The organism is Streptomyces longisporus, assembly GCF_039532765.1.
Taxonomy (GTDB): domain Bacteria; phylum Actinomycetota; class Actinomycetes; order Streptomycetales; family Streptomycetaceae; genus Streptomyces; species Streptomyces longisporus.
In genome coordinates, this window is the sequence record NZ_BAAASG010000004.1 from 301568 (window position 1) to 327918 (window position 26351).

At 73.2% G+C, this 26351-nt stretch carries 3 protein-coding genes; all 3 read left to right on the forward strand.

What is annotated here, in order from left to right; all coding sequences use genetic code 11:
- Positions 1-362: 362 nt before the first annotated feature.
- Positions 363-14744, forward strand: coding sequence for a type I polyketide synthase (locus ABD355_RS08125; protein ID WP_344399431.1), 14382 nt, complete (start codon positions 363-365; stop codon positions 14742-14744).
- A 39-nt stretch (positions 14745-14783) separates the two neighbouring features.
- Complete coding sequence (locus tag ABD355_RS08130; RefSeq protein ID WP_344399432.1) at positions 14784-24437, forward strand: type I polyketide synthase; 9654 nt, start codon at positions 14784-14786, stop codon at positions 24435-24437.
- Between the two features lie 75 nt (positions 24438-24512).
- Positions 24513-26351: type I polyketide synthase (locus ABD355_RS08135; protein WP_344399433.1), on the forward strand; the 1839-nt coding region annotated here is incomplete at its 3' end.

The window sequence follows — 26351 nt, forward strand, 5'->3', positions numbered from 1 at the left end:
ACACCGGCGGCCTGGGCTGTCTCGCCGCCCTGTCCACCGTCGCCGAGGGCGACGCCGAGGGCGATATGGCTTCCCCGGAAAGGCCGGACTTACTGCCGCCACTGCGACGAACGAGAGCCTCCGTCATGTCGCAGTTCGCTGTTCAAGGTGAATGTTGCGGGTTTCCATGGACGGCGGATACCTTCGCTGCCAGTCGGCTTGATAAGTCAGCTGTCGCTGGCAATGGGTTTTATGAGTACGAATTCAATAAACCACTTGTGGCGGCGGTGAGGCCGACACAAGATTCACGCGCGCCCCGGGGGACCCACACGATCCGCGGATCGACATGGCGATTCCCCGCCGAGCAGGGATGGCGGAAGCAGATGGCGAGCGAAGACAAACTCCGCGACTACCTCAAGCTCGTGACGGCCAACCTGCGTCAGGTTCGCCGCCGGCTGGCTGAGGTCGAGGAACGCAGCCGGGAACCGATCGCGATCGTCGGCATAGGCTGTCGTTTCCCCGGCGGGGCGGACAGCCCGGAGCGCCTCTGGGATCTGCTGGCCGGCGGCACGGACGCGATCGGTGCGTTTCCCCAGGACCGCGGCTGGGATCTGGAGAACCTCTACGACCCCGACCCGGACCACCCCGGCACCTCCTACGCACGGCACGGCGGCTTCGTTCACGACGTCGCAGAGTTCGATGCCGGGTTCTTCGGGATCAGCCCGCGCGAGGCGCTGATGATGGACCCGCAGCAACGTCTGCTGCTGGAGACTTCATGGGAGGCGCTGGAGCAGGCGGGCATCGACGCGGCCACTTTGCGCGGGAGCCGGACCGGCGTCTTCACCGGCGCCTACACCTCGGGCTACGGCACCGGCTCCTCGGTCGAGGCCAAGGGCTCGGAAGGCCATCTGCTCACCGGCATCGCGACCAGCGTGATGTCGGGCCGCATCGCGTTCAGCTTCGGGCTGGAGGGCCCGGCGGTGACCGTGGACACGGCCTGCTCCTCGTCGCTGGTGGCTCTGCACCTCGCCGTGCAGTCGCTGCGCTCGGGCGAGTGCTCGCTGGCGCTCGTCTCCGGTGTCACGGTGGTCGCCACCCCGGCCGTCTTCGTCGGCTTCTCCCGCCAGCGCGGCATGTCGGTCGACGGGCGCTGCCGGTCTTTCAGCGCTGAGGCCGAGGGTTCCGGCTGGGGCGAGGGCGTCGGCGTGCTCGTCGTGGAGCGGCTGTCGGACGCGCGTCGCAACGGTCACCGGGTGCTTGCGGTGGTGCGTGGTTCGGCGGTGAACCAGGACGGTGCGTCGAACGGTCTGACGGCGCCCAACGGTCCGTCGCAGCAGCGGGTGATCCGGGCCGCCCTGGCCGACGCCGCGCTGTCGTCCGCCGATGTGGACGTGGTGGAGGCGCATGGCTCGGCGACCACGCTGGGCGACCCGATCGAGGCCGACGCTCTGATCGCGACCTACGGCCAGGAGCGGCCCGAGGGCCGTCCGCTGTGGCTCGGTTCGGTGAAGTCCGTGATCGGCCACACCCAGGCCGCCGCGGGTGCGGCGGGCATGATCAAGATGGTGCTCGCGCTCCAGCATCAGGAGATGCCGCGGACACTGCATGTCGGCGAGCCGACACCGCATGTGGACTGGTCGGCGGGTGAGGTGCGGCTGCTGACGGAGGGTCGGCCGTGGCCGGCGGGTGAGCGGGTGCGTCGGGCTGGTGTGTCGGCGTTCGGGATGAGCGGCACGAATGTGCACGTGATCTTGGAGGAGGCGCCTGCCGTGGGCGCCGGGGCCGGGGCCGGGAGTGTGCCGGTCGACGGCGTGGAGGAGTCCGGTGAGGCGGTGGGATTTGCCGCCGCCGAGCCAGTGGAGCCCGCTCTTGCCGTTGTGGAGGCGGACGGTCTGAGTGCGTGGCCGGTCTCCGGCCGCTCTCCCGAGGCGTTGGCGGCTCAGGCGGGCCGCCTGCGGGAATGGGCGACCGCCCGCCCGGAGGTGTCGGCCGCTGATGTGGCGTGGTCGTTGGCGACGACGCGGTCGGTGTTCGAGCATCGCGCGGTGGTTGTGGGGGGTGGTCGTGGGGAGCTGACGGCTGGTCTGGAGAGCCTGGCGGTGGGTGAGCGTGCGGGTTCGGTGGTGTCGGGGGTGGCGCGGTCGGGCGGGCGGACGGTGTTTGTGTTCGCGGGTCAGGGTGCGCAGTGGGTGGGGATGGGGCGTGAGCTGGCCGGGTCCAGTCCGGTGTTCGCGGCGCGGTTGGCGGAGTGTGAGCGGGCGTTGGCGCCGTTGGTGGAGTGGAGCCTGAGCGCGGTGTTGGAGGGCGTGGAGGGTGCGCCGGGGCTGGATCGGGCTGATGTGGTGCAGCCGGTGTTGTGGGCGGTGATGGTGTCGCTGGCTGCGGTGTGGGAGGCGGCGGGGGTGGTGCCGGATGCGGTGGTGGGGCATTCGCAGGGTGAGGTCGCTGCGGCGACGGTCGCGGGGATGCTGAGCCTGGAGGATGCGGCGCGGGTGGTGGTGGCGCGTTCCAAGGGGCTGTCGGGGCTGTCGGTCGAGGGGTCGATGGTGTCGGTGGTGATGCCGTCGGCGGCGGTGTCGGGGCTGGTGGATGGGTTTGGTGGCCGGTTGTCGGTGGCGGCGGTGAATGGTCCGGCTGCGGTGGTGGTCTCCGGTGAGCCGGGGGCGCTGTCGGAGTTTGAGCGGGAGTTGGCGGCGCGGCATGTGCTGCGGTGGCGTATTCCGGAGACGGATTTCGTGGCGCACTCTGCCGCGGTGGAGCCGCTGGAGGCGGTGCTGGCGGCGGAACTCGCGCAGATCAGCCCGGTGGCGGGCCGGGTGCCGATGGTGTCGACGGTGACCGGTGAGTGGATCACGGGAGAAGGCCTGGATGCGGCGTACTGGTACGCGAACCTGCGCGGCATGGTCTGTTTCGAGCGGGCTACGCGGGTGCTGCTCGATGGCGGGTTCGACATGTTCGTGGAGGTGTCTCCGCATCCGGTGTTGACGGGGCCGGTGGCGGAGACGGCCGAGGACGCCGGGGTGAGCGGGGTGGTGGCGGTCGGGACGTTGGAGCGGGACAACGGGGGTGCGAGCCGGATCGTCCGCTCCTTCGCGGAGGCGTTCGTGGGCGGGCTGCCGGTCGACTGGCGCAGGGTCCTGCCTCCCGCACAGGCCGTGGAACTGCCGACGTACGCCTTCCAACGCCAGCGCTACTGGCTGGCGTCCGCCGCTCCCGCGGAGGGCGGCGACGGTGTGTACAGCCCCGAGGAAGCCCGGTTCTGGGCCGCCGTCGAGGAAGGAGACCTCGCCTCGATCGCCGACACGCTCGCGATCGAGGACCGGCACCAGCTCGACACGCTCCTGCCCGCGCTCGCGACCTGGCGCCGCGGTGCACAGGTCCGCTCGGCGACGGGCGGCTGGCGCTACCGCGTGGACTGGGCACCCGTCTCCGAGCCCCCTGCGCCGGTGCTGTCCGGGCACTGGCTCGTCGTCGTCCCGGCCGCACCGACGGGCGAGCAACTGGTGGACCGCTGTATCGACGCCCTGACCTCCCGCGGCGCCCGGACCGTCGTGGCGCGCGTTCCCGCCGCGGCCGTTGACCGGGCCGGCGTGGCCTCGGTCCTCGCCGAGGCACTGGGCGAAGCGGAGCCCGCCGGTGTGCTGTCGCTGCTGGCGCTGGACGTGACACCCGTGCCCGAGCACCCTGTCGTGCCCGTCGGTCTGGCCGCCACCGTGGCCCTGGTGCAGGCGCTCGGCGACGCGAGAATCAGTGCTCCGCTCTGGGCGGTCACCTCCGCCGCGGTCGCGGCGACTCCGGGCGAGGCGCCGAGCAGTCCCGCCCAGGCGCAGGTCTGGGGCCTCGGCCGGGTCGTGGCCCTGGAGCACCCCGAGCGCTGGGGCGGCCTGATCGACCTGCCCGAAGCCCTCGACGAGCGCGGCGGTGCACGTCTGGCCGCCGTACTGGCCGGCTGCGGCGAGGACCAGGCCGCCATCCGCCAGACCGGTCTGCTGGGCCGCCGGCTCACCCACGCCCCGCAGCCGTCCGCCGCCGAGGGCGCCTGGCGCCCGACCCGTGGCACGGCGCTGATCACCGGCGGCGACGACGCGATCGGCGAACACCTGGCCCGCTGGCTGGCCGAGCGGGGCGCACCGCGCGTCGTGCTCATCGGCTCCTCCGGTCCGGGCGCGCCCGGATCCGTGGCGCTGGCCGCCGAACTGGCCGCCCTCGGCACGCAGGTGGACGTCCTGGCATGCGACACCCGGCAGCGCGGCGAACTCACCGGCGCCGTCGCCTGGACCTGTGCGCGAGGTCCCGCGCTCACCGCCGTCCTGCACACCGCCGAGGAGATCGACGCCGGACCGATCGACACCCTGGAGCTCGACGACCTCTCCTCGGTGCTCGCCGCCAAGGCCGGCGCCGCCGCCCGGCTCGAGGAACTGACCGCCGGTCAGGACCTGGACGCCTTCGTGCTGTTCTCCTCGGTCGCCGCCGTCTGGGGCGGCGGCCGGCAGCCGGGGTTCTCCGCGGCCAACGCGTTCCTCGACGCGCTCGCGGAGCGTCGTCTGGCCCGCGGCGAGACCGCGACCAGTGTCGCCTGGGGTCCGTGGAGCTGCGGTGCGATGAGTTCCGGAGACGACGGCCTCCGACTCGAACGGCGCGGCCTGCGGCTGATGCCCCCCGAACTGGCCGTCCAAGCGCTGGCGCACATCCTCGACGGCCGCGAGGGGCCGGTCACGGTCGCGGACGTGGACTGGGCGCGGTTCGCGCCGCCGTTCACGCTGCGCCGCCCCAGCCCTCTGATCGCCGACCTGCCCGAGGTCCGCCAGGCCCTCGCCGACGCGGCCGCGGGCGCGGACCGGTCCGACACCGCCGCGGCCGACCCGGAAGCGCGCACCGAACTCAAGCGCCGCCTCGCCGATCTGCCGGCCGCCGACCAGAACCAGGCCCTCGTCACGCTGGTGCGCACCGAGGCCGCCGCGGTGCTCGACTACCTGTCCGCCGACGCCGTGGGAGCCGGCCGCCCCTTCAGCGACCTCGGCTTCGACTCGCTGACCGCGGTGGAACTCCGCAACCGGCTGAGCACCGCCACCGGACTCAAGCTCCCCGCGACGCTGCTGTTCGACTACCCCAACCCCATGCTGCTCGCCGGGTATCTGCGTGCCGAGCTGTTCGGAGACCGGTCCGGCGACGTCCCCGCCGTGGCCGCGGCCGTGGTCGACGACGGCGACCCGATCGCCATCGTCGGAATGGCCTGCCGCTTCCCGGGCGGCGTCACGACTCCTGAGGAACTGTGGCAACTCATCGCCTCGGGCACGGATGCGATCGGCGCGTTCCCCCAGGACCGCGGCTGGGACCTGGACGCCCTCTACGACCCGGACCCGGACCGGATAGGCACCGCATACGTGCGCCAGGGCGGTTTCGTCTACGACGCCGCCGAGTTCGACGCCGGGTTCTTCGGCATCAGCCCCCGCGAGGCGCTGGCCATGGATCCGCAGCAGCGGCTGCTGCTGGAAACCTCGTGGGAGGCGCTGGAGCGGGCCGGCATCCCCCAGGCAGGGCTGCGCGGCAGCCGGACCGGGGTGTTCGTCGGCGCCAGCTTCGCCGGTTACGGCGTACGCGCGGCCACCGACAGCGTCGAGGCCCACCTGCTGACCGGCACCACCACCAGTGTCATCTCCGGCCGTGTGTCCTACACGCTCGGCCTCGAGGGCCCGGCGCTGACCGTCGACACCGCCTGCTCCTCCGCCCTGGTCGCGGTCACCATGGCCTGCCAGTCCCTGCGCACGGGTGAGAGCTCGCTGGCCCTGGCCGGCGGCGCGTTCGTCGCCGCCAGTCCCGACCTGTTCGTCTGGGTGAGCCGGCAGAAGGGCCTGGCACCCGACGGACGTTCGAAGTCCTTCTCCGCTGCGGCCGACGGCATGGGCATCTCCGAGGGCGCCGGCATGGTCGTACTGGAGCGCCTGTCGGATGCGCGGCGCAACGGACATCCGGTGCTTGCCGTGGTGCGCGGCGCCGCGGTGAACCAGGACGGCGCGTCCAACGGCCTGACCGCGCCCAACGGGCCCTCCCAGCAACGCGTCATCCGCGCCGCGCTGGCGAACGCGGGGCTCACACCTTCCGATGTGGACGTCGTCGAAGCGCACGGCTCCGGCACGGTGCTCGGCGACCCGATCGAGGCGCAGGCGGTGATCGCCGCCTACGGCCAGGACCGGCCGGAGGGACGGCCGATCTGGCTCGGCTCGGTGAAGTCCAACATCGGCCACGCGCAGGCCGCGGCCGGTATCGGCGGCCTGATCAAGATGGTGCTCGCGCTGAAGAACAGGACGCTGCCCAAGTCCCTGCACCTGGGGGAGGCGTCGCCGCACGTGGACTGGACGGCCGGCGACGTGCGGCTGCTGGCCGAGTCCCACCCGTGGGACACCGACGGCCGTCCGCGCCGCGCGGGTGTGTCCTCGTTCGGCGTCAGCGGCACGAACGTGCACGTCATCGTCGAGGAGGAACCCGCCGAGCAGCCCACCGACCCCGCCGCGGCCGACGGCGACGGTGCGGGTGGCGACCGCGAGACCGCGGTGCTGGACGCGCCCGACGCCCTCGCCTGGACCGTGTCCGGGAGGACCGCGGAGAGCATGCGGCATCAGGCGGCCCGCCTCGCGGCGCATGTCGCGGCGCGCCCGGAACAGCACCCGGCGGATCTCGCCTGGTCGCTCGCGGCCACCCGATCGGTGTTCGAGTACCGGACCGTCATCACCGGCTCCGGCCGCGAGGACCTCGTCGCCGGGCTGGCCGCGGTGGCCGCCGGGGAAGGCGCGCCCGGTGTCGTCACCGGCACGACCGCGGCTGCCGAAGTCGACCGGCCGGTCTTCGTCTTCCCCGGCCAGGGCGCTCAGTGGGCCGGTATGGGCCGCGAACTGGCCGCCTCCTCACCGGTGTTCGCGGCCCGGCTCGCGCAGTGCGAACAGGCGCTGGCTCCCTACGTCGACTGGTCACTGACCCAGGTGATCGCCGGTGCCGACGACGCACCGCCGCTGGAGCGCGCCGACGTGGCGCAGCCCGCACTGTGGGCGGTCATGGTCTCGCTGGCCGCGGTGTGGGAGGCCGCCGGGGTGACACCGGGCGCCGTCATCGGCCACTCCCAGGGCGAGATCGCGGCGGCCGTCGTCGCCGGGATGCTGTCCCTGGAAGACGCCGCCAAGGTGGTCGCCGTACGCAGCCAGGCGCTGTCCGGCCTCGGCACCGGCGGCGGAATGCTCTCGGTGGTGATGCCGGCGGCGGCCGTACGCGAACTGCTGGCGCCCTGGGGCGACCGGCTCTCGGTGGCCGCCGTCAACGGCCCCGCGGCCACCGTCGTCTCCGGCGAGAGCGCCGCCCTGGCCGAGTTCGAGGCCGAGCTCTCCCGGCGGCGGGTGCTGCGCTGGTCGATCCCGGTGACCGACTTCGTGGCGCACTCCGCCGGCATCGACGACGTGGCCGGCCTGCTCACCGAGCGGCTGGCCGGAATCCGGCCGGACACCGGCCGGCTCCCGCTGTTCTCCACCGTGGAGTGCCGCTGGATGCAGGGTGCCGAACTCGACCCCGGGTACTGGTTCGCCAACGTCCGCCGCACGGTCCGCTTCGACGAGGCGATCCGGGCGCTGGCCGGGGCCGGCCACCAGATGTTCATCGAGGTCTCCCCGCAGCCGGTGCTCACCACCGGCATCGTCGAGACGGTCGAGGACATGGGCACCGCGGTCGTGCCCGTGGTGACCGGGACACTGGATCGCGAGCACAGCGGCCCGCGACGGTTCCTCACCGCCCTCGCCCAGGTCCACATCGGCGGCTGCGACATCGACTGGCAGCGGGTACTGCCCGCCGGCCGCCACACCGACCTGCCCACCTACGCCTTCCAGCACCAGCGCTACTGGCTGCCCGCCGCCGACCAGGCCGGACATCCGGCCCCCGACGGCGGAGCGAAGGCCGAGGCGCGATTCTGGGCGGCCGTCGAGGACGGCGACCTGCAGCAGCTCGCCGACACCCTGGCGGTGGACGGGCGGCAGGCGTTCGGCGAGGTGCTGCCGCGGCTGGCCGCCTGGCGACGGGGCGAGCAGGAGCGGGAGGTCACCGAGAACTGGCGCTACCGCGTCACCTGGGCCCCGGTGCCCGACCGAGCGCCGGCCACGCTCACCGGCACCTGGCTCGTGGCCGTACCCACCGAGCGGACCGACGGCACCGCGGACCTGGTCGACGCCTGTGTGCGCGCGCTGGCCGCACACGGCGCCCACGCCGAGGTCGTCGAGGTCGCCGCCGGCACCGCACGGCGCGAGCCGCTCGCCGCCGAACTCGCCCGGCTCGTGGAAACGGCCCGTGCCGAGGGCGCACCGGGTCGGATCGCCGGCGTGGTGTCCCTGGTGGCCCTGGACGAGCGGCCGGTCCCCGGCTCGCCCGTGGTGCCCCGCGGCCTCGACGCCACGGTGACCGTCCTTCAGGCGATGACCGACGCCGAGATCACCGTGCCGTTGTGGATGCTCACCGCCGGCGCGGTCTCCACCGGACCGGGCGACATGCTCACCGGCCCCGTCCAGGCACAGGTGTGGGGCCTCGGCCGGGTCGTGGCCCTGGAACAGCCCGACCGCTGGGGCGGCCTGATCGACCTGCCCGCCGCACTCGACGACCGGGCCGCCGCGCGCCTGGTCGCCGTCCTGGCCGGCTGTGACGAGGACCAGGTGGCGATACGGCCGTCCGGGATCATGGGCCGGCGGCTCACCCGTCGCCCACCCAGGCGCACCGGCCGGGCGTTCACGCCGCGCGGGACCGTGCTGATCACCGGCGGTACCGGCGCGATCGGCAAGCACACGGCCCGCTGGCTGGCCGACCGCGGCGCCGAGCGCCTGGTGCTGAGCAGCCGGTCGGGACCGGCCGCCACCGGCGCCGCGCACCTCGCCGCGAGCCTGTCCACGGCGGGCTCCGACGTGCAGATCATCGCCTGCGACAGCGCCGAACGCGCTCAGCTGGCCGGAGTGATCGACCGCATCGCGAGCGGCGGACCGGCACTGCGGACGGTCCTGCACACCGCGGGCGTCCTCGACGACGGCGTACTCGACGGACTGGACACCGACCGGCTCGCCGGCGCGCTCTCTGCCAAGGCCGGCGGCGCAGCCCACCTCGACGAACTCACCGCCGGCCTCGACCTCGACGCGTTCGTGCTGTTCTCCTCGGGGGCCTCCACCTTCGGCGGCGCCGGCCAGTCCAACTACTCGGCAGCGAACGCCTACCTCGACGGCCTCGCGGAGAACCGCAGGGCGCGCGGGCTGCCCGCGCTGTCCGTGGCCTGGGGCCCGTGGGCCGGCGAGGGCGTGTCGCAGGCCAGCGAGGCCGCCCGGCAACGGCTGCGCCGCAACCGCTGGGAAGTCCTGATGGACCCCGCCCTGGCCGTCCAGGCACTGGGCGAGGCGATGTCCGGCAGCGACACCGTGCTCACCGTGATGGACCTCGACTGGCCCGCACTCGCCGACGCTCCCGGCGCCGCGGAGGTGCTCGCCGTACCGTTCCTGCGCGACCTGCCCGACGTCCAGGAACTCGGCGCCTCCCTCCGGGCCGGCGGCACCGGGCCCCGCGACGAGGGCGAACTGGCCCGCAGCCTGGCCGGCCTGTCCCGCGCCGAGCAGGACCGAGCGCTGGAGGACCTGGTCCTGACCGAGGCCGCCGCCGTGCTCGGCTACGCGGGCCCCGCGGAAGTGGAACCCAGCCGCGCCTTCAGCGAGTTGGGCTTCGACTCGCTGACCGCCGTCGAGCTGCGCAACCGCATCTCCAGGGTGACCGGTCTACGACTGCCCGCCACGCTGCTGTTCGACCATCCCTCGCCGGTGGCGCTCGTCGACTCGCTGCGGGCTTCGCTGCTCGGTGCGTCGGCTGCGACGGCGGCAGCACCGGCAGCCGTGCAGTCCGCATCCTCCGCGGACACCGACGACCCCGTGGTCATCGTGGCCATGAGCTGCCGCTACCCGGGCGGGATCGGGAGCCCCGACGAACTGTGGCACCTTTTGGCCGGCGGCGGCGACGCGGTGTCGGGCTTCCCGCAGGACCGGGGCTGGGACATCGACTCCCTCTACGATCCGGACCCCGCCCACAGCGGAACGGTGTACGTGCGCGAGGGCGGATTCCTCCACCAGGCCGCCCACTTCGACGCCGGCTTCTTCGGGATCAGCCCGCGCGAGGCGCTGGCGATGGACCCACAGCAGCGCCTGCTGCTCGAACTGTCCTGGGAGGCACTGGAGTCCGCCGGGCTCGACCCGGCCTCCCTGAGGGGCTCGCGCACCGGAGTGTTCGTCGGCGGCTACTCGTCGAACTACGCGTCGGTCAGCATGCAGCTCGCCGGACCGGACGGCTCCGCCCAGACGGAAGGCCATCTGGTCACCGGCAACGCGACCAGCATCCTGTCCGGCCGGGTCTCCTACGTGCTCGGCCTTGAAGGCCCGGCGGTCACCGTGGACACCGCCTGTTCCTCCTCGCTGGTGGCCCTGCACATGGCGGCCCAGGCGCTGCGCTCGGGCGAGTGCTCGCTGGCCCTGGTCGGCGGCGTCTCGGTGATGGCGACTCCCTGGGAGATGGTCGGCTTCGCCCGGCAACGCGGACTGGCCTCCGACGGACGGTCGAAGGCGTTCTCCGCCGACGCGGACGGCATGGGCATGGGCGAGGGTGCCGGCATGCTCGTCGTCGAGCGGCTGTCCGACGCGCTGCGCGGCGGCCACGACGTCCTCGCCGTGGTCCGGGGCAGCGCGATCAACCAGGACGGCGCGTCCAACGGCCTGACGGCGCCCAACGGTCCCTCCCAGCAGCGGGTGATCCGGGCCGCACTCGCGAGTGCCGGGCTGCGCGCGGACGAGATCGACGCGGTGGAGGCGCACGGCACCGGCACCCCCCTGGGCGACCCCATCGAGGCACAGGCCCTGCTGGCCACCTACGGCCAGGAACGCGCCGACCGGGAGCCGCTGTGGCTCGGCTCGGTCAAGTCGAACCTCGGCCACACCCAGGCCGCCGCCGGAGTGGCGGGCGTGATCAAGATGGTGCTGGCGCTGCGCCACGGTGAGCTGCCGCGCACCCTGCACGCCGAGGAGCCCTCGCCGCACGTCGACTGGGCCTCCGGCGCGGTGGAACTGCTCCAGCGGCCCCGGCCGTGGCAGGCGGGCGACCGGGTGCGCCGGGCCGGCGTATCGGCTTTCGGCATCAGCGGCACCAACGCCCACGTCCTGCTGGAGGAGGCACCCGAACGCGCACAGGCCCCCGCGGGCGGCGAGCAGCCCACGGCCCCCGCGGTGCTGTCCGCCGACGCCGCCGACGCCTGGGTCGTGTCGAGCCGCTCGCCCGAAGGGCTGACCGCGCAGGCGCAGCGCCTCCGTGCCTGGACCGAAGCCCGGCCGCAACTCGAACCGGCGGACGTGGCCTGGTCGTTGGCCACGACCCGGTCCGTCTTCGAACACCGCGCCGTCGTCGTCGGCGGCGACCGGGAGGAACTGACCGCCGGCCTGGAGAGGCTGGCGGACGGCGCGCCCGGTGCCGGCGTGGTCTCGGGCGGGGCCGGCTCCGGCCGCCGAGTCGGACTGGTCTTCGCCGGCCAGGGGTCACAGTGGCTCGGAATGGGCCGCGGACTGCACGAGAGCAGCCCGCTGTTCGCGCAGACCTTCGACCAGGTGTCGGGGCTGTTGGAGTTGGAACTCGGCGTCAGCGTCCGGGACGTGGTCCTCGGTGCGGAGGGCACCGACGAGAGCCTGGTGGACCAGACGCTCTACGCCCAGGCGGGACTGTTCGCCTTCGAAGTCGCCCTCGCCGCACTGCTGACGGCGAGCGGACTGACCGCCGACGCGGTGGTCGGCCACTCGGTCGGCGAGATCGCGGCCGCGTATGTCGCAGGCGTCCTGTCGCTGCCGGACGCCTGCCGCCTGGTCGCCGCACGCGCCCGGCTGATGCAGGCGCTGCCCGGCGGCGGAGCGATGACGGCGATCAACGCGCCAGAGGCGGACGTCGTCTCCTCGATGGCGGACATCGAAGGCGTCTCCCTGGCGGCCGTCAACGGCCCGGACTCGGTGGTCGTCTCGGGAGACCCGGACGCGGTCGCCCGGGTCGCGGAGCACTGGCGCGAACAGGGCCGCCGGACACGGCAGCTGCGCGTCTCGCACGCCTTCCACTCCCCGGCGATGGACCCGGCGGTCGGAGAACTCGAACGGGTCGCAGGGGAGTTGGAGCACCACCGGCCGCGCCTGCTGTGGGCGGGCGCGCTCACGGGCGAACTGGTCACCGCCTGCGAGCCGGGCTACTGGCCCGCGCAGACCCGCCGGACCGTCCGCTTCGCCGACGCGCTGGCCACACTCGCCGCGCAGGGCATCACCTTGTTCGTCGAGGTCGGCCCGGACGGCTCGCTCTCGGCACTCGGCCGGGACGCCGTGGCCTCGGCCGGCGCCGAAGAGGCCGTGTTCGTGCCGCTCCAGCGGCGCACGGACCAGGGCGTGACCGGATTCATGACCGGCCTGGCACGGGCCTTCGTGCACGGCGCCGTCGTCGACTGGACGGCAGTTCTGCCGCCGGCTCAGCGCGTCGCACTGCCGACCTACGCCTTCCAGCACCGGCACTTCTGGCCCGAGGGGACCCTCCTCCCACCGTCGGAGGCCGGCAACCCGACAGCCGGCGCCGACAGCGCGGCCGAGGCGCAGTTCTGGGCCGTCGTCGAGGGCCGCGACCTGGCCGGCCTCGCCGACACCCTCGCCCTGGAGCAGGAGCACCTCTCCGAGGTGCTGCCCGCACTGGCGGCCTGGCGGCACCGCGAACAGGACCGCGCGACGACCGCGAACTGGCGTTACCGGGTGACCTGGACACCCGTCGCCGAGCCCGGCCCCGGCGCACTGTCCGGCACCTGGCTGCTCGTGGTGCCGGACGGCGCGGCCGAGGACGAGCTGACCTCCGGCTGCGCCGCGGCGGTGGCCGCGGCCGGAGCCGAGGTCCTCGTCATGGAAACCGCGGAGACCGCCGACCACCGGCGGATGGCCGAGCAGATCCGCTCACTCACCCCGGAGAGCGGGCTGTCCGGAGTGGTCTCGCTGCTCGCCCTGGACGAGACGCCGCAGCCCGAACACCCGGCGGTGGCCAACGGCCTGGCCGGCACACAGACCCTCATACAGGCGCTGATCGCCCTCGCAGTGCACGCGCCCCTGTGGATCCTCACCCGCGGCGCGGTCGCCGCCGAACCCGGCGAGGCGCTGGCCAACCCGGCGCAGGCGGCGGCCTGGGGCCTGGCCCGGGTGTCCGCACTGGAGCACCCGGACCAGGGCGGCGGCCTCATCGACCTGCCGGCCGACTTCGACCAGCGGGCCCAGGACCTCCTGTGCTCCGTGCTGGCCGGCTGCGGCGAGGACCAGGCGGCGATCCGCCCGTCCGGGATCTTCGGCCGCCGGCTCACGCGCGCCGCCGAACCCGGCGCGGCCAAGCCCTGGACACCGCGCGGCACCACACTGATCACCGGCGGCACCGGCGCGATCGCCGGGCACGTCGCCCGCTGGCTCGCCGACCGCGGAGCGCCGCGTCTGGTGCTGACCAGCCGCTCCGGGCCCGGTGCCTACGGCGCGGCGGCCCTGGCGGCGGAACTGGCCGCCGCCGGCTCGACCGTGGAGGTCATGACCTCCGACGCGGGCGACGGCGCCGAGCTGACGGGCGTGGTCGAGCGGATCGGCCTCGACGGCCCGCCGCTGACCGCCGTCATGCACGCGGCCGGCGTGCCACAGGCCACCGCCCTGGACGAGACCTCGGTGGACGAACTGGCCTCCCTCATGACGGCCAAGGCCGTCGGCGCGACCCTGCTGGACGAGCTGACCGCAGACCTGGACCTGGAGGCGTTCGTGCTCTTCTCGTCCATCTCCGCCACCTGGGGCAGCGGCCTGCAGGCCGGCTACGCCGCGGCCAACACGTACCTGGACGCACTGGCGGAGAACCGGCTCTCCCGGGGCCTGCCCGCGACCTCGGTGGCCTGGGGCCCGTGGGACGGCGGCGGTATGACGGACCAGGAGGACGCCGCCCAGATGGAGCGCAGAGGCCTGTGCCTGCTCGAACCCGCCCAGGCCGTACGGGCCCTGGCCCAGACGCTTGACTCCCGCGACAGCCTGGTGACCGTGGCCGACGTCGACTGGGACCGGTTCGCGCCTCCGTTCACCGTGCGTCGGCCCAGCCCGCTGATCGAGAGCCTGCCCGAGGTCGCGGCAGCCCTGGCCGCCCTCGACGGGAGCGACTCCGCCGACTCCACTGCAGGCGACGCCCTGGCCGCGCGACTGGCCGGCCTCTCGCGCGCCGAGCAGGACCGGCTGCTCACCGATCTCGTACGGGCCGAGGCCGCCGCCGTTCTCGGACACACGAGCATCGAGGCGGTGCAGGCCGACCGGTCCTTCAGCGACCTCGGAGCCGACTCCCTCACCGCGGTGGAACTGCGCGATCGGCTGAACTCGGCCACCGGCCTGCGGCTGCCGAGCACGCTGCTGTTCGACTACCCGACCCCGGCCGCGCTGGCCGCCTACATCTGGTCCTGCCAGGCGAACGAGGCGAGCCCCGCGCGGCCGGTGCTCGCCGCACTCGACGACCTGGAAGGCCTGCTCGGCGGGATCACCGCCGACGGGGACGCCGCTCAGATCACGGCCCGGCTCGAAGTCGTGCTGTCGAAATGGAAGGAAAGCCGTGACACGAGCGCGGGACAACAGGTCGCGGAGAAGCTCGAGTCGTCCACCGACGACGAGGTCTTCGACTTCATCGGCAAGGAACTCGGCATCTACTGACGGTCCGTCCGTCGACGACTTCGCGGCGAGGTGACGCAAGTGAGCAGCGAGGACAAGCTCCGCTACTTCCTCAAGCGGGTGACAGCCAACCTGCACGAGACCCGCCGGCGCCTCCAGGAGGTGGAGACGGCCGGCAGCGAGCCCATCGCCGTCGTCGGCATGGGCTGCCGGTTCCCCGGCGGGGTACGCAACCCGGCCGAACTGTGGGAACTGCTGGCCGCCGGAACCGACGCGATCGCCGGCCTGCCGCGCAACCGCGCCTGGGAGATCGGCGAGCCGACGGACACGACCGCGGGCGCCGCCAAGGTGCACGCGGGCGGCTTCATCTACGACGCGACCGACTTCGACGCCGGGTTCTTCGGAATCAGCCCGCGCGAGGCACTGTCGATGGACCCGCAGCAACGTCTGCTGCTCGAAGTCGCCTGGGAGGCCCTGGAGCAGGCCGGCATCGACCCGGCCTCGTTGCGCGGCAGCGCCACCGGCGTGTTCGCGGGCGCCTCGGCATCCGGATACGGCTGGATCAACGGCAGACAGGGCGAGCTCGATGGCCACGTCATGACCGGCAACGCCACCAGCATCCTGTCCGGCCGGGTCTCCTACACACTCGGACTCGAAGGCCCGGCCGTGACCGTGGACACGGCCTGCTCCTCGTCGCTGGTGGCTCTGCACATGGCCGTGCGGGCGCTGAGCAAGGGCGAGTGCTCCATGGCGCTGGTCGGCGGTGCCTTCGTGGCCGCCACCCCGGTGCTGTTCACCGACTTCAACCAGTCGCTCGGCCTTTCGCCCGACGGACGCTGCAAGTCCTTCGGTACGGACGCCGACGGCATGGGCGTGGCCGAGGGCGCCGGCGTCGTGGTCGTCGAGCGGCTGTCGGAGGCCCGCCGCAACGGTCACCAGGTGCTGGCGGTGGTGCGCGGCTCCGCAGTGAACCAGGACGGTGCGTCCAACGGCCTGACGGCGCCGAACGGTCCGTCGCAGCAGCGGGTCATCCGCGCCGCCCTGGCCGACGCCCGTCTGTCCCTCGGCGATGTGGACGTGGTGGAGGCGCACGGCACCGGCACCCCCCTGGGCGACCCGATCGAGGCGCAGGCCCTGCTGGCGACCTACGGCCAGGAGCGACCCGAGGGCCGGCCCCTGTGGCTCGGCTCGGTGAAGTCGAACATCGGGCACGCCCAGCAGGCCGCGGGCATGGCCGGCCTCATCAAGATGGTGCTCGCCCTGCAGAACGGCGAGCTGCCGCGCACCCTCCACTCGGAGCACCCTTCCCCGCATGTGGATTGGTCGGCGGGTGAGGTGCGGCTGCTGACGGAGGCTCAGCCGTGGTCGGCCGGTGAGCGGGCGCGTCGGGCCGGTGTGTCGGCGTTCGGGATGAGCGGCACGAACGTGCACGTCATCCTGGAGGAAGCGCCCGCCGTGGACGCCGAAAGCGCGGCCGGGAGCGAACCGGACGAGGACGCGGAGGAGTCCGGCGAGCCGGCGGGACTTGCCGCCGCCGAGCCAGTGGAGCCCGCTCTTGCCGTTGTGGAGGCACACGGTCTGAGCGTGTGGCCGGTCTCCGGCCGCTCCGCTGACGCGTTGGTGGCACAGGCGGGCCGGTTGTGGGAGTGGACGACGGCTCGGCCTGGGCTCGATACGGCTGGTGTGGCGTGGTCGTTGGCGACGACGCGGTCGGTGTTCGAGCATCGCGCGGTGGTTGTGGGGGGTGGCCGTGGGGAGCTGACGGCTGGCCTGGAGAGTCTGGCGCTGGGTGAGCGTGCGGGTTCTTCGGTGGTGTCGGGGGTGGCGCGGTCGGGCGGGCGGACGGTGTTTGTGTTCGCGGGTCAGGGCGCGCAGTGGGTGGGGATGGGCCGGGAGCTGGCCGGGTCCAGTCCGGTGTTCGCGGCGCGGCTGGCGGAGTGTGAGCGGGCGTTGGCGCCGCTCGTGCCGTGGAGCCTGAGCGCTGTTCTGGAGGCCGTGGAGGGTGCGCCGTCGTTGGGGACGGCTGATGTGGTGCAGCCGGTGTTGTGGGCGGTGATGGTGTCGCTGGCTGCGGTGTGGGAGGCGGCGGGGGTGGTGCCGGATGCGGTGGTGGGGCATTCGCAGGGGGAGGTCGCGGCGGCGACGGTGGCGGGGATGTTGAGCCTGGAGGACGCGGCGCGGGTGGTGGTGGCGCGTTCGAGGGGGTTGTCGGGGCTGTCGGCTGTGGGGTCGATGGTGTCGGTGGTGATGCCGTCGGCGGTGGTGTCGGAGCTGGTGGCGGGGTTTGGTGGCCGGTTGTCGGTGGCGGCGGTGAATGGTCCGGCGGCGGTGGTGGTGTCGGGTGAGCCGGGGGCGTTGTCGGAGTTTGAGCGGGAGTTGGCGGCGCGGCATGTGCTGCGGTGGCGGGTTCCGGAGACGGATTTTGTGGCGCATTCGGCGGCGGTGGAGCCGCTGGAGGCGGTGCTTGCCGGGGAGTTGGCGGGGATCAGTCCGGTGGCGGGGCGGGTGCCGATGGTGTCCACGGTGACCGGTGAGTGGGTGTCGGGGGAGGAGCTGGGTGCGGGGTATTGGTATGCGAATCTGCGCGGCATGGTCTGCTTCGAGCGGGCTACGCGGGTGCTGCTCGACGGCGGGTTCGACATGTTCGTGGAGGTGTCTCCGCATCCGGTGTTGACGGGGCCGGTGGCGGAGACGGCCGAGGACGCCGGTGTGAGCGGTGTGGTGACGGTCGGGACGCTGGAGCGGGACAACGGCGGCGCGAGCCGGATCATCCGCTCCCTCGCGGAGGCGTTCGTGGGCGGGCTGCCGGTCGACTGGCGCAGGATCCTGCCTTCCGCGCAGGCCGTGGAACTGCCGACGTACGCCTTCCAACGCCAGCGCTACTGGATGGAGCCGTCAGCGGAGCCGGCTGGGCCCGCGCCCGGCGATGTCGCGGACAGCGCGGCCGAAGCCCGGTTCTGGGCCGCCGTCGAGGGCGGCGACCTGGCGCATCTGGCCGAGGTGCTGGAGATGGAGGACCAGGAACAACTGGGCGAGGTGGTGTCGGCACTGGTGGCATGGCGCCTCCGAGAGCAGGACCGTTCCTCGACGGCGCAATGGCGCTACCGCGTGGCCTGGTCGCCCGTTCCCGAGCCGTCCTCGGGCATGCTGTCCGGGCGCTGGCTCCTCGCCGTACCGGAAGGGCTCCCCGACGACGAACTCACGGAGAGCTGCGCCGCCGCGCTGACCGCTCGGGGTGCGGACGTCGTCGTCGCCCGCGTTCCGGCCGAAGCCGTGGACCGGGCCGGCGTGGCCTCGGTCCTCGCCGAGGCACTGGGCGAAGCCGAGCCCGCCGGTGTGCTGTCGCTGCTGGCGCTGGACGAGACAGCCGTGCCCGAGCACCCCGTCGTGCCCGTCGGCCTGGCCGCCACCCTGGCCCTGGTGCAGGCGCTCGGCGACACCGGAATCGACGCTCCCTTGTGGATCGCCACCCGTGGCGCCGTCGCGGCCGAGCCGGGCGAGCCCCTGGCCGCCCCCGTGCAGACGCAGGTGTGGGGCCTCGGCCGCGGCGTGGGGCTGGAACACCCGGAACGCTGGGGCGGCCTGGTCGACCTGCCCGAGACCGTCGACCAACGCGCGGGTGCCAGGATGACGGCGCTGCTCGCCGCAGGCGGAGAGGATCAGGTCGCGATCCGCGACACCGGAATCCTCGGCCGTCGGCTGATCCGCGCTCAGCGCCCCCGCGGCGACGTCGAGTCGTGGACGCCACGCGGTACGACCCTCGTCACCGGCGGCACCGGCGCGATCGCCGGACACGTGGTCCGCAAGCTGGCCGAGCGCGGCGCACCGCGTCTGGTGCTCACCAGCCGCTCCGGGCCGACCGCGTTCGGCGCCGCGGCACTGGCAGCGGAGCTCGCCATGGCGGGGACCTCGGTAGACGTGGTGGCCTGCGACGCCGGGCGGCGCGACGACCTGGCCGGCGTGGTCGCGTGGGTGGGGACGAGCGGTCCCGCGCTCTCCGCCGTACTGCACACCGCGGGCATCCGGCAGGAGACCGCAGTGCAGGCCACCGATCTGGCCGAAACGGCCGAGGTGCTGGCGGCCAAGGCCGCCGGCGCGCAGTGGCTGCACGAGCTGACCCGGGACCTGGAGCTCGACGCCTTCGTGCTGTTCTCCTCGATCTCCGCCACATGGGGCAGCGGTCTGCAACCCGCGTACGGCGCCGCCAACGCCTTCCTCGACGGCCTCGCCGAGCACCGCCTGGCCCAGGGACTGCCCGCGACCTCGGTGGCCTGGGGCCCGTGGGGCGGCGGGGGTATGACCGATGAGGAGGGCGCCGCCCAGGGTGAGCGGCGCGGCCTGATGGTCATGGAGCCGGGTCGGGCCGCAGCCGCGCTGACCCAGGTCCTCGACCGTGGGGAACCGCTGATGACCGTCGCCGACGTGGACTGGGCGCGGTTCGCGCCGCCGTTCACGCTGCGCCGGTCCAGTCCGCTGATCGAGGACCTGCCCGAAGTACGCCAGGCGCTCGCCGGATCGGACCCCGGCCAGGCCGATGGTGCGGCCGCCGGCTCCCCGCTCAAGAAGCGGCTGACCGGCCTGTCCCGGGGCGAACAGGTCCGGCTGCTGATCGGCATCGTGCAGACCGAGGCCGCCCAGGTGCTCGACTACCCCTCCGCGGAAGCGGTGGAGGCCACTCGCGCCTTCAGCGACCTGGGCTTCGACTCGCTGACCGCGGTCGAACTGCGGAACCGGCTGAGTACGGCCACCGGCGTGCAACTCCCGGCGACCCTGCTGTTCGACGCCCCCAACCCGACGGCCGCCGCCGAGTTCCTGCTCGCCGAACTGGCGGGCGTCCCCGACGACACGGTGGCGGCGCCGATCGCAGCGGCGGCCACCGACGAGCCGCTGGCCATCATCGGCATCGGCTGTCGTTACCCGGGCGGTGTGACCGGAGCCGAGGAACTGTGGAACCTGGTCACGGCCGGCACCAGCGCGATCTCCGCGCTGCCGGAGAACCGCGGCTGGACCTTCCAGGACCGCGACGAGGAGCAAGAGGACTACATCGGCGCGTCCATCCGCGCGGGCGGTTTCGTCTACGACGCGGTCGGCTTCGACGCGGGATTCTTCGGGATCAGCCCGCGCGAGGCACTGATGATGGACCCGCAGCAGCGCATGCTCCTGGAGGTGGCCTGGGAGGCGTTGGAGCAGGCCGGGATCGACCCGAGTATGCTGCGCGGTTCCGCTACGGGGGTGTTCGCGGGGGCGGCCGCCTCCGGCTACGGCTACAACTCGGGCCTCGAGGCCGGCGAGCTCGACGGACACCTCGTCACAGGCATCTCGACCAGCGTCGTGTCGGGCCGCGTCGCCTACGTGCTGGGCCTGGAGGGCCCTGCGGTGACCGTCGACACGGCCTGCTCCTCCTCCCTGGTCGCGCTGCACCTGGCCTGCCAGGCGGTGCGCTCCGGGGAATGCACGCTCGCCCTGGCCGGCGGCGTCATGGTCGCGGCCAACCCGCTGCTGTTCGACCAGTTCAGCCGGCAGATGGGCCTTTCCCCGGACGGGTCCTGCAAGGCGTTCTCCGCGCAGGCGGACGGTATGGGCCTCGGCGAGGGCGCCGGCATGCTCGTGGTCGAGCGGCTGTCGGACGCCCGCCGCAACGGGCACCGGGTGCTCGCGGTGGTGCGCGGCTCCGCGATGAACCAGGACGGTGCGTCGAACGGTCTGACGGCGCCGAACGGTCCGTCGCAGCAGCGGGTGATCCGCGCCGCGCTGGCCAACGCCGGGGTGCGGGCCGACGAGGTCGACGTCGTCGAAGCACACGGCACCGGCACCCCGCTCGGCGACCCGATCGAGGCGCAGGCACTCCTGGCGACCTACGGCCAGGAACGGCCCGAGGACCGGCCGCTGTGGCTCGGCTCGGTGAAGACCAACATCGGCCACACGCAGGCCGCGGCGGGCGTCGCCGGCGTGATCAAGATGGTCATGGCGCTCCAGCACCGCCAACTGCCGCGATCCCTCTACTCCGAGGAGCGGTCGCCGCACGTCGACTGGTCTGCCGGCAGGGTGGAACTGTTGGCCGAGGCCCGGCCCTGGGAAACGGACGACGGCCGTGTGCGCCGCGCGGGCGTGTCCTCGTTCGGCATGAGCGGCACCAATGCCCACGTGATCCTGGAGGAGGACTCGGCTCCCACCACGGACGACACGACCGCGCCGAGCACAGTCGACACCCCGGCGGTGCTGGCCGTCGACAGCCCCGTGGCCTGGCCGGTGTCCGGCCGCACGGCGAAGACGCTGACCGCGCAGGCGGGCCGGTTGTGGGAGTGGGTGACGGCTCGTCCGGAGGTTTCGCCTGTTGATGTGGGGTGGTCGTTGGCGACGACGCGGTCGGTGTTCGAGCATCGCGCGGTGGTGCTGGGCGGTGGTGGCCGTGACGAACTGCTGGCGGGTCTGCGGGACTTGGCGGTCGGGGAGGGCGCGGGTTCGGTTGTTTCCGGGGTGGCGCGGTCGGGCGGGCGGACGGTGTTTGTGTTCGCGGGTCAGGGTGCGCAGTGGGTGGGGATGGGCCGGGAGCTGGCCGGGTCCAGTCCGGTGTTCGCGGCGCGGTTGGCGGAGTGTGAGGGGGCGTTGGCTGCGCTGGTGGAGTGGAGCCTGAGCGAGGTTTTGGAGGGCGTGGAGGGTGCGCCGGGGCTGGAGGCGGCTGATGTGGTGCAGCCGGTGTTGTGGGCGGTGATGGTGTCGCTGGCTGCGGTGTGGGAGGCGGCGGGGGTGGTGCCGGACGCGGTGGTGGGACATTCGCAGGGGGAGGTCGCGGCGGCGACGGTGGCGGGGATGTTGAGCCTGGAGGATGCGGCGCGGGTGGTGGTGGCGCGTTCCAGGGGGTTGTCGGGGCTGTCGGTCGAGGGGTCGATGGTGTCGGTGGTGATGCCGTCGGCGGCGGTGTTGGGGCTGGTGGATGGGTTTGGTGGCCGGTTGTCGGTGGCGGCGGTGAATGGTCCGGCTGCGGTGGTGGTGTCGGGTGAGCCGGGGGCCTTGTCGGAGTTTGAGCGGGAGTTGGCGGCGCGGCATGTGCTGCGGTGGCGTATTCCGGAGACGGATTTTGTGGCGCATTCGGCGGCGGTGGAGCCGCTGGAGGCGGTGCTGGCGGCGGAACTCGGGCAGATCAGTCCGGTGGCGGGGCGGGTGCCGATGGTGTCGACGGTGACCGGTGAGTGGGTCACGGGAGAAGGCCTGGATGCGGCGTACTGGTACGCGAACCTGCGCAACATGGTCTGTTTCGAGCGGGCTACGCGGGTGCTGCTCGATGGCGGGTTCGACATGTTCGTGGAGGTGTCTCCGCATCCGGTGTTGACGGGGCCGGTGGCGGAGACGGCCGAGGACGCCGGGGTGAGCGGGGTGGTGGCGGTCGGGACGCTGGAGCGGGACAACGGTGGCGCGAGCCGGCTGGTCCGGTCTCTGGCGGAGGCGTTCGTCGGTGGGCTGCCGGTCGACTGGCGCAGGGTCCTGCCCCCCGCACGCAGTGTGGAACTGCCCACCTACGCCTTCCAACACCAGCCGTTCTGGCTGCAACCCAAGTCGTCGGACCTGCCGGTTGCCGACGGCCGGGGAGCGGCGAGCACGGCCGAGGCCGGGTTCTGGGCCGCCGTCGAGGGCGGCGATCTGGTCGGCCTCGCCGACACCCTCGCCATCGAGGACGCGGAGCAGCTCGGCACCGTGCTGCCGGCGCTGGCGTCCTGGCGCCGCCGGGAACAGGACCGTTCCTCGACGGCGCAGTGGCGCTACCACGTCACCTGGGCGCCGGTCCCCGATCCGTCCTCGGTCGTGCTCTCCGGCCGCTGGCTGCTGCTCACCCCGGCGGGTCCCGTCGCCGCGGATCTGACGAGGGGTTGTGTCAGCGCGCTGTCCGAGCGCGGCGCGGACGTGGTGGTCCTGGAGGTCGAGCCGTCGGCCGACCGGAGCGGGATCGCCGACCGACTGCGCAGCGCGGCGGACGGCGGAGCGCTCACCGGCGTGCTCTCGCTCCTCGCCCTGGACGAAACACCCGTGCCCGAGCATCCCGAGGTCCCCGCCGGCCTGGCCGCCACCCTCACGCTGGTGCAGGCTCTCGGTGACGCCGAAGTCGGTGCTCCGCTGTGGGTGGTCACGTCCGGAGCGGTAGCGGCAGGCCCGGGCGAGGTCCTCGCCCGCCCGGCTCAGGCACAGACCTGGGGTCTCGGCCGTGTCGTCGGCCTGGAGACGCCCGAACTGTGGGGCGGACTGATCGACCTCTCCGCCCCCCTCGACCCCAAGGCCGGTGCCCGCCTGGCCGCGGTGCTGGCCGGCTGTGGCGAGGACCAGGCCGCCATCCGCACAGCAGGGATCTTCGGCGCCCGACTCACCCGCGCTCCGCAGCCGAGTGGCGAGGCCGACGCATGGAGCACCGCCGGCACTGCGCTCGTCACCGGCGGCACCGGCGCGCTGGGCGGCCGGCTGGCGCGGTGGCTGGCGGGACGCGGTGTGCCGCGCCTGGTGCTGACCAGCCGCTCCGGCCCGACCGCTGCGGAGGTTGCGGCCACGGCGGCCGCGCTCGCGGGCGGTGGCGCCCGGGTCGATGTGGTGGCCTGCGACGTGAGCGACCGGGCGGACCTCGCGGGGCTGTTGCACTGGGCCAATCGCAGCGGCCCCGCGCTCTCCGCCGTCGTACACACCGCGGGTGTCGGACAGGCCACGCCCACCGCGCAGACCGACGTGGCCGAGACCGCGGACGTACTCGCCGCCAAGGCCACCGGCGCGGCCCTGCTCGACGAACTCACCCGGGAACTGGAGCTGGAACTGGACGCGTTCGTCCTCTTCTCCTCCATCTCGGCCACGTGGGGCAGTGGCCTGCAGCCCTCCTACGCCGCGGCCAACACCTATCTGGACGCGCTGGCCACTCGTCGCCTGTCCGAGGGCCTGCCGGCGACCAGCGTCGCCTGGGGGCCGTGGGGCGGTGGCGGCATGACCGACCCGGCCGGTGCGACGCAGATGGAACGGCGCGGACTGATGGTCATGGATCCCGACCACGCCGTCCGCGCGTTCGCGCAGGTCCTGGACGGCCGCGAGGGACTGGTCACCGTCGCCGATGTGGACTGGGCGCGGTTCGCCCCGCCGTTCACGCTGCGCCGACCCAGCCCCCTGATCGCCGACCTGCCCGAGGTCCGCAAGGCCCTTGCCGATGATGGGAGCGTCGGCGACGCACCGATCGACCCCGACGCGGGCGCGGGGCTGCGCCGGCAGTTGGAGGGCCTGCCGAGGGCCGAGCAGAGCCGGTTGCTGGTCACCCTTGTGCAGACGGCGGCGGCCGCAGTGCTCGACTACGCCTCGCCCGACGACGTGGACGCAACACGTGCCTTCAGCGAACTGGGCTTCGACTCGCTGACGTCAGTTGAACTGCGCAATCGGCTCAACGCGGCCACAGGACTGCGGCTGCCGGCCACGCTGCTGTTCGACTGCCCCACCCCGACAGACCTCGCGGAGTACCTTCGCGGCGAGGTCGTCAAGGACGGCGGCCCGCAACTGACGCTGATTCAGGAGGTCGACCGGCTCGGCTCGTTGCTCACCGGGACCACCGCGCCCGACGAGAACACGTACCAGCTCATCACGGATCGTCTGCAGGGCCTGCTCACTCAGTGGAACAAGGCCGGCGGTCGCACCGACCGCGAGGAGGTCGCCGCGCGGATCGGTTCCGCGTCGGACGACGAGATCTTCGACTTCATTCACAAGGAACTCGGCCGGTAGCGGCCGGCTGGGGGCCACCCCCGGCGCTGTCGTGGGCATGACGCGAGATGACTCAGATGGGGCGAGTGAGATTCAGTGGCTGAGGAAGAAAAGCTTCGGGACTACCTGAGGTGGGCGACGGCCAACCTGCACGAGACGCGCGAGCGTCTGCGGGAGGCCGAGAGCCGCAGCCATGAGCCGGTCGCGATCGTCGGCCTGGGCTGCCGCTATCCCGGCGGGGCCCAGACCCCCGACGACTTCTGGCGGCTGCTGGCCTCCGGCGGCGATGCCGTCTCCGGCTTCCCGGCGGACCGCGGCTGGGACATCGAGGAACTCTACGAGCAGGACCCCGACGGCACCTCGCATGTGCGCGAGGCCGGGTTCGTCCAGGACGGCTCCGGGTTCGACCCCGGTTTCTTCGGGATCAGCCCCCGCGAGGCACTCGCCATGGACCCGCAGCAGCGGCTGCTCCTCGAGGTCTCCTGGGAGGCGTTGGAGCGGTCCGGCATCGACCCGCTGTCGCTGCGCGGCAGCCGTACCGGCGTGTTCGCGGGCGCCTCCCTGTCCGGCTACGGCTTCGGCTCGGGCTCGGACGAGGACATGGACGTCCACCTGATGACCGGCACCTCGACGAGCATCATCTCGGGCCGGGTGTCGTACGTCATGGGACTCGAAGGCCCGGCGGTCACCGTGGACACGGCCTGCTCCTCGTCCCTGGTGGCGCTGCACCTGGCGGTGCAGGCCGTGCGGTCCGGTGAATGCTCGCTGGCCCTGGCGGGCGGGGTGACCGTTATCGCCACCCCGATCATCTTCACCCAGTTCTCCCGACAGCTCGGGCTGGCCCGGGACGGGCGGTGCAAGTCGTTCTCGTCCTCGGCCGACGGCATGGGCATCTCCGAGGGCGCGGGCATGGTGGTCGTCGAGCGTCTGTCGGACGCCCGGCGCAACGGGCATCCGGTGCTGGCGATCGTGCGCGGCAGCGCGATCAACCAGGACGGCGCGTCGAACGGTCTGACCGCGCCGAACGGTCCGTCGCAGCAGCGTGTCATCCGTGCCGCACTGGAGAACGCCCGTTTGTCGGTCGCCGACGTGGACGCGGTCGAGGCGCACGGGACGGGCACCCCGCTGGGTGACCCGATCGAGGCGCAGGCACTGCTGGCGACGTATGGCCAGGAGCGTGCGGACGGCCGGGCGTTGTGGCTGGGTTCGGTGAAGTCGAACATCGGTCATACGCAGGCTGCCGCCGGGGTGGCGGGTGTGATCAAGATGGTGCTGGCGTTGCAGCATGGGCAGTTGCCGCGGACGCTGCACGCCGAGGAGGCCTCCCCGCACATCGACTGGTCGGCGGGTGAGGTGTCGTTGCTGACGGAGTCGGTGGCGTGGCCGGCGGGTAAGCGAGTGCGCCGGGCGGGTGTGTCCTCGTTCGGGATCAGCGGTACGAACGCGCATGTGATCGTCGAGGAGGCCCCGGCGGTGGAGCCCGCCGAGGCGTCCGATGAGTCTGACCCGCAGGTGCCGGTGGTGTCGGGTGCGGGTGTGTGGTTGGTGTCGGGTCGTTCTGCTGAGGCGCTTGTGGCGCAGGCGGGGCGGTTGCGGGAGTGGGTGGTTGACCGGCCGGGGCTGGGGGCTGCTGAAGTCGGCTGGTCGTTGGCAGTGTCGCGGTCGGTGTTTGAGCACCGGGCGGTGGTGCTGGGTGGTGGGCGTGATGAGCTGGTCGCGGGTCTGGAGTGTGTGGCGGCGGGGGTGTCGTCGGGGGCGGTGGTGTCGGGTGTCGCGCGAACGGGTGCCCGGGTGGGTTTGGTGTTTGCGGGTCAGGGGTCGCAGTGGCTGGGGATGGGGCGGGGTCTGTATGAGGGCAGTGCGGTGTTCGCCCGGGTCTTTGACCAGGTGTCGGGGCTGCTGGAGTTGGAACTCGGCGTCAGCGTCCGGGACGTG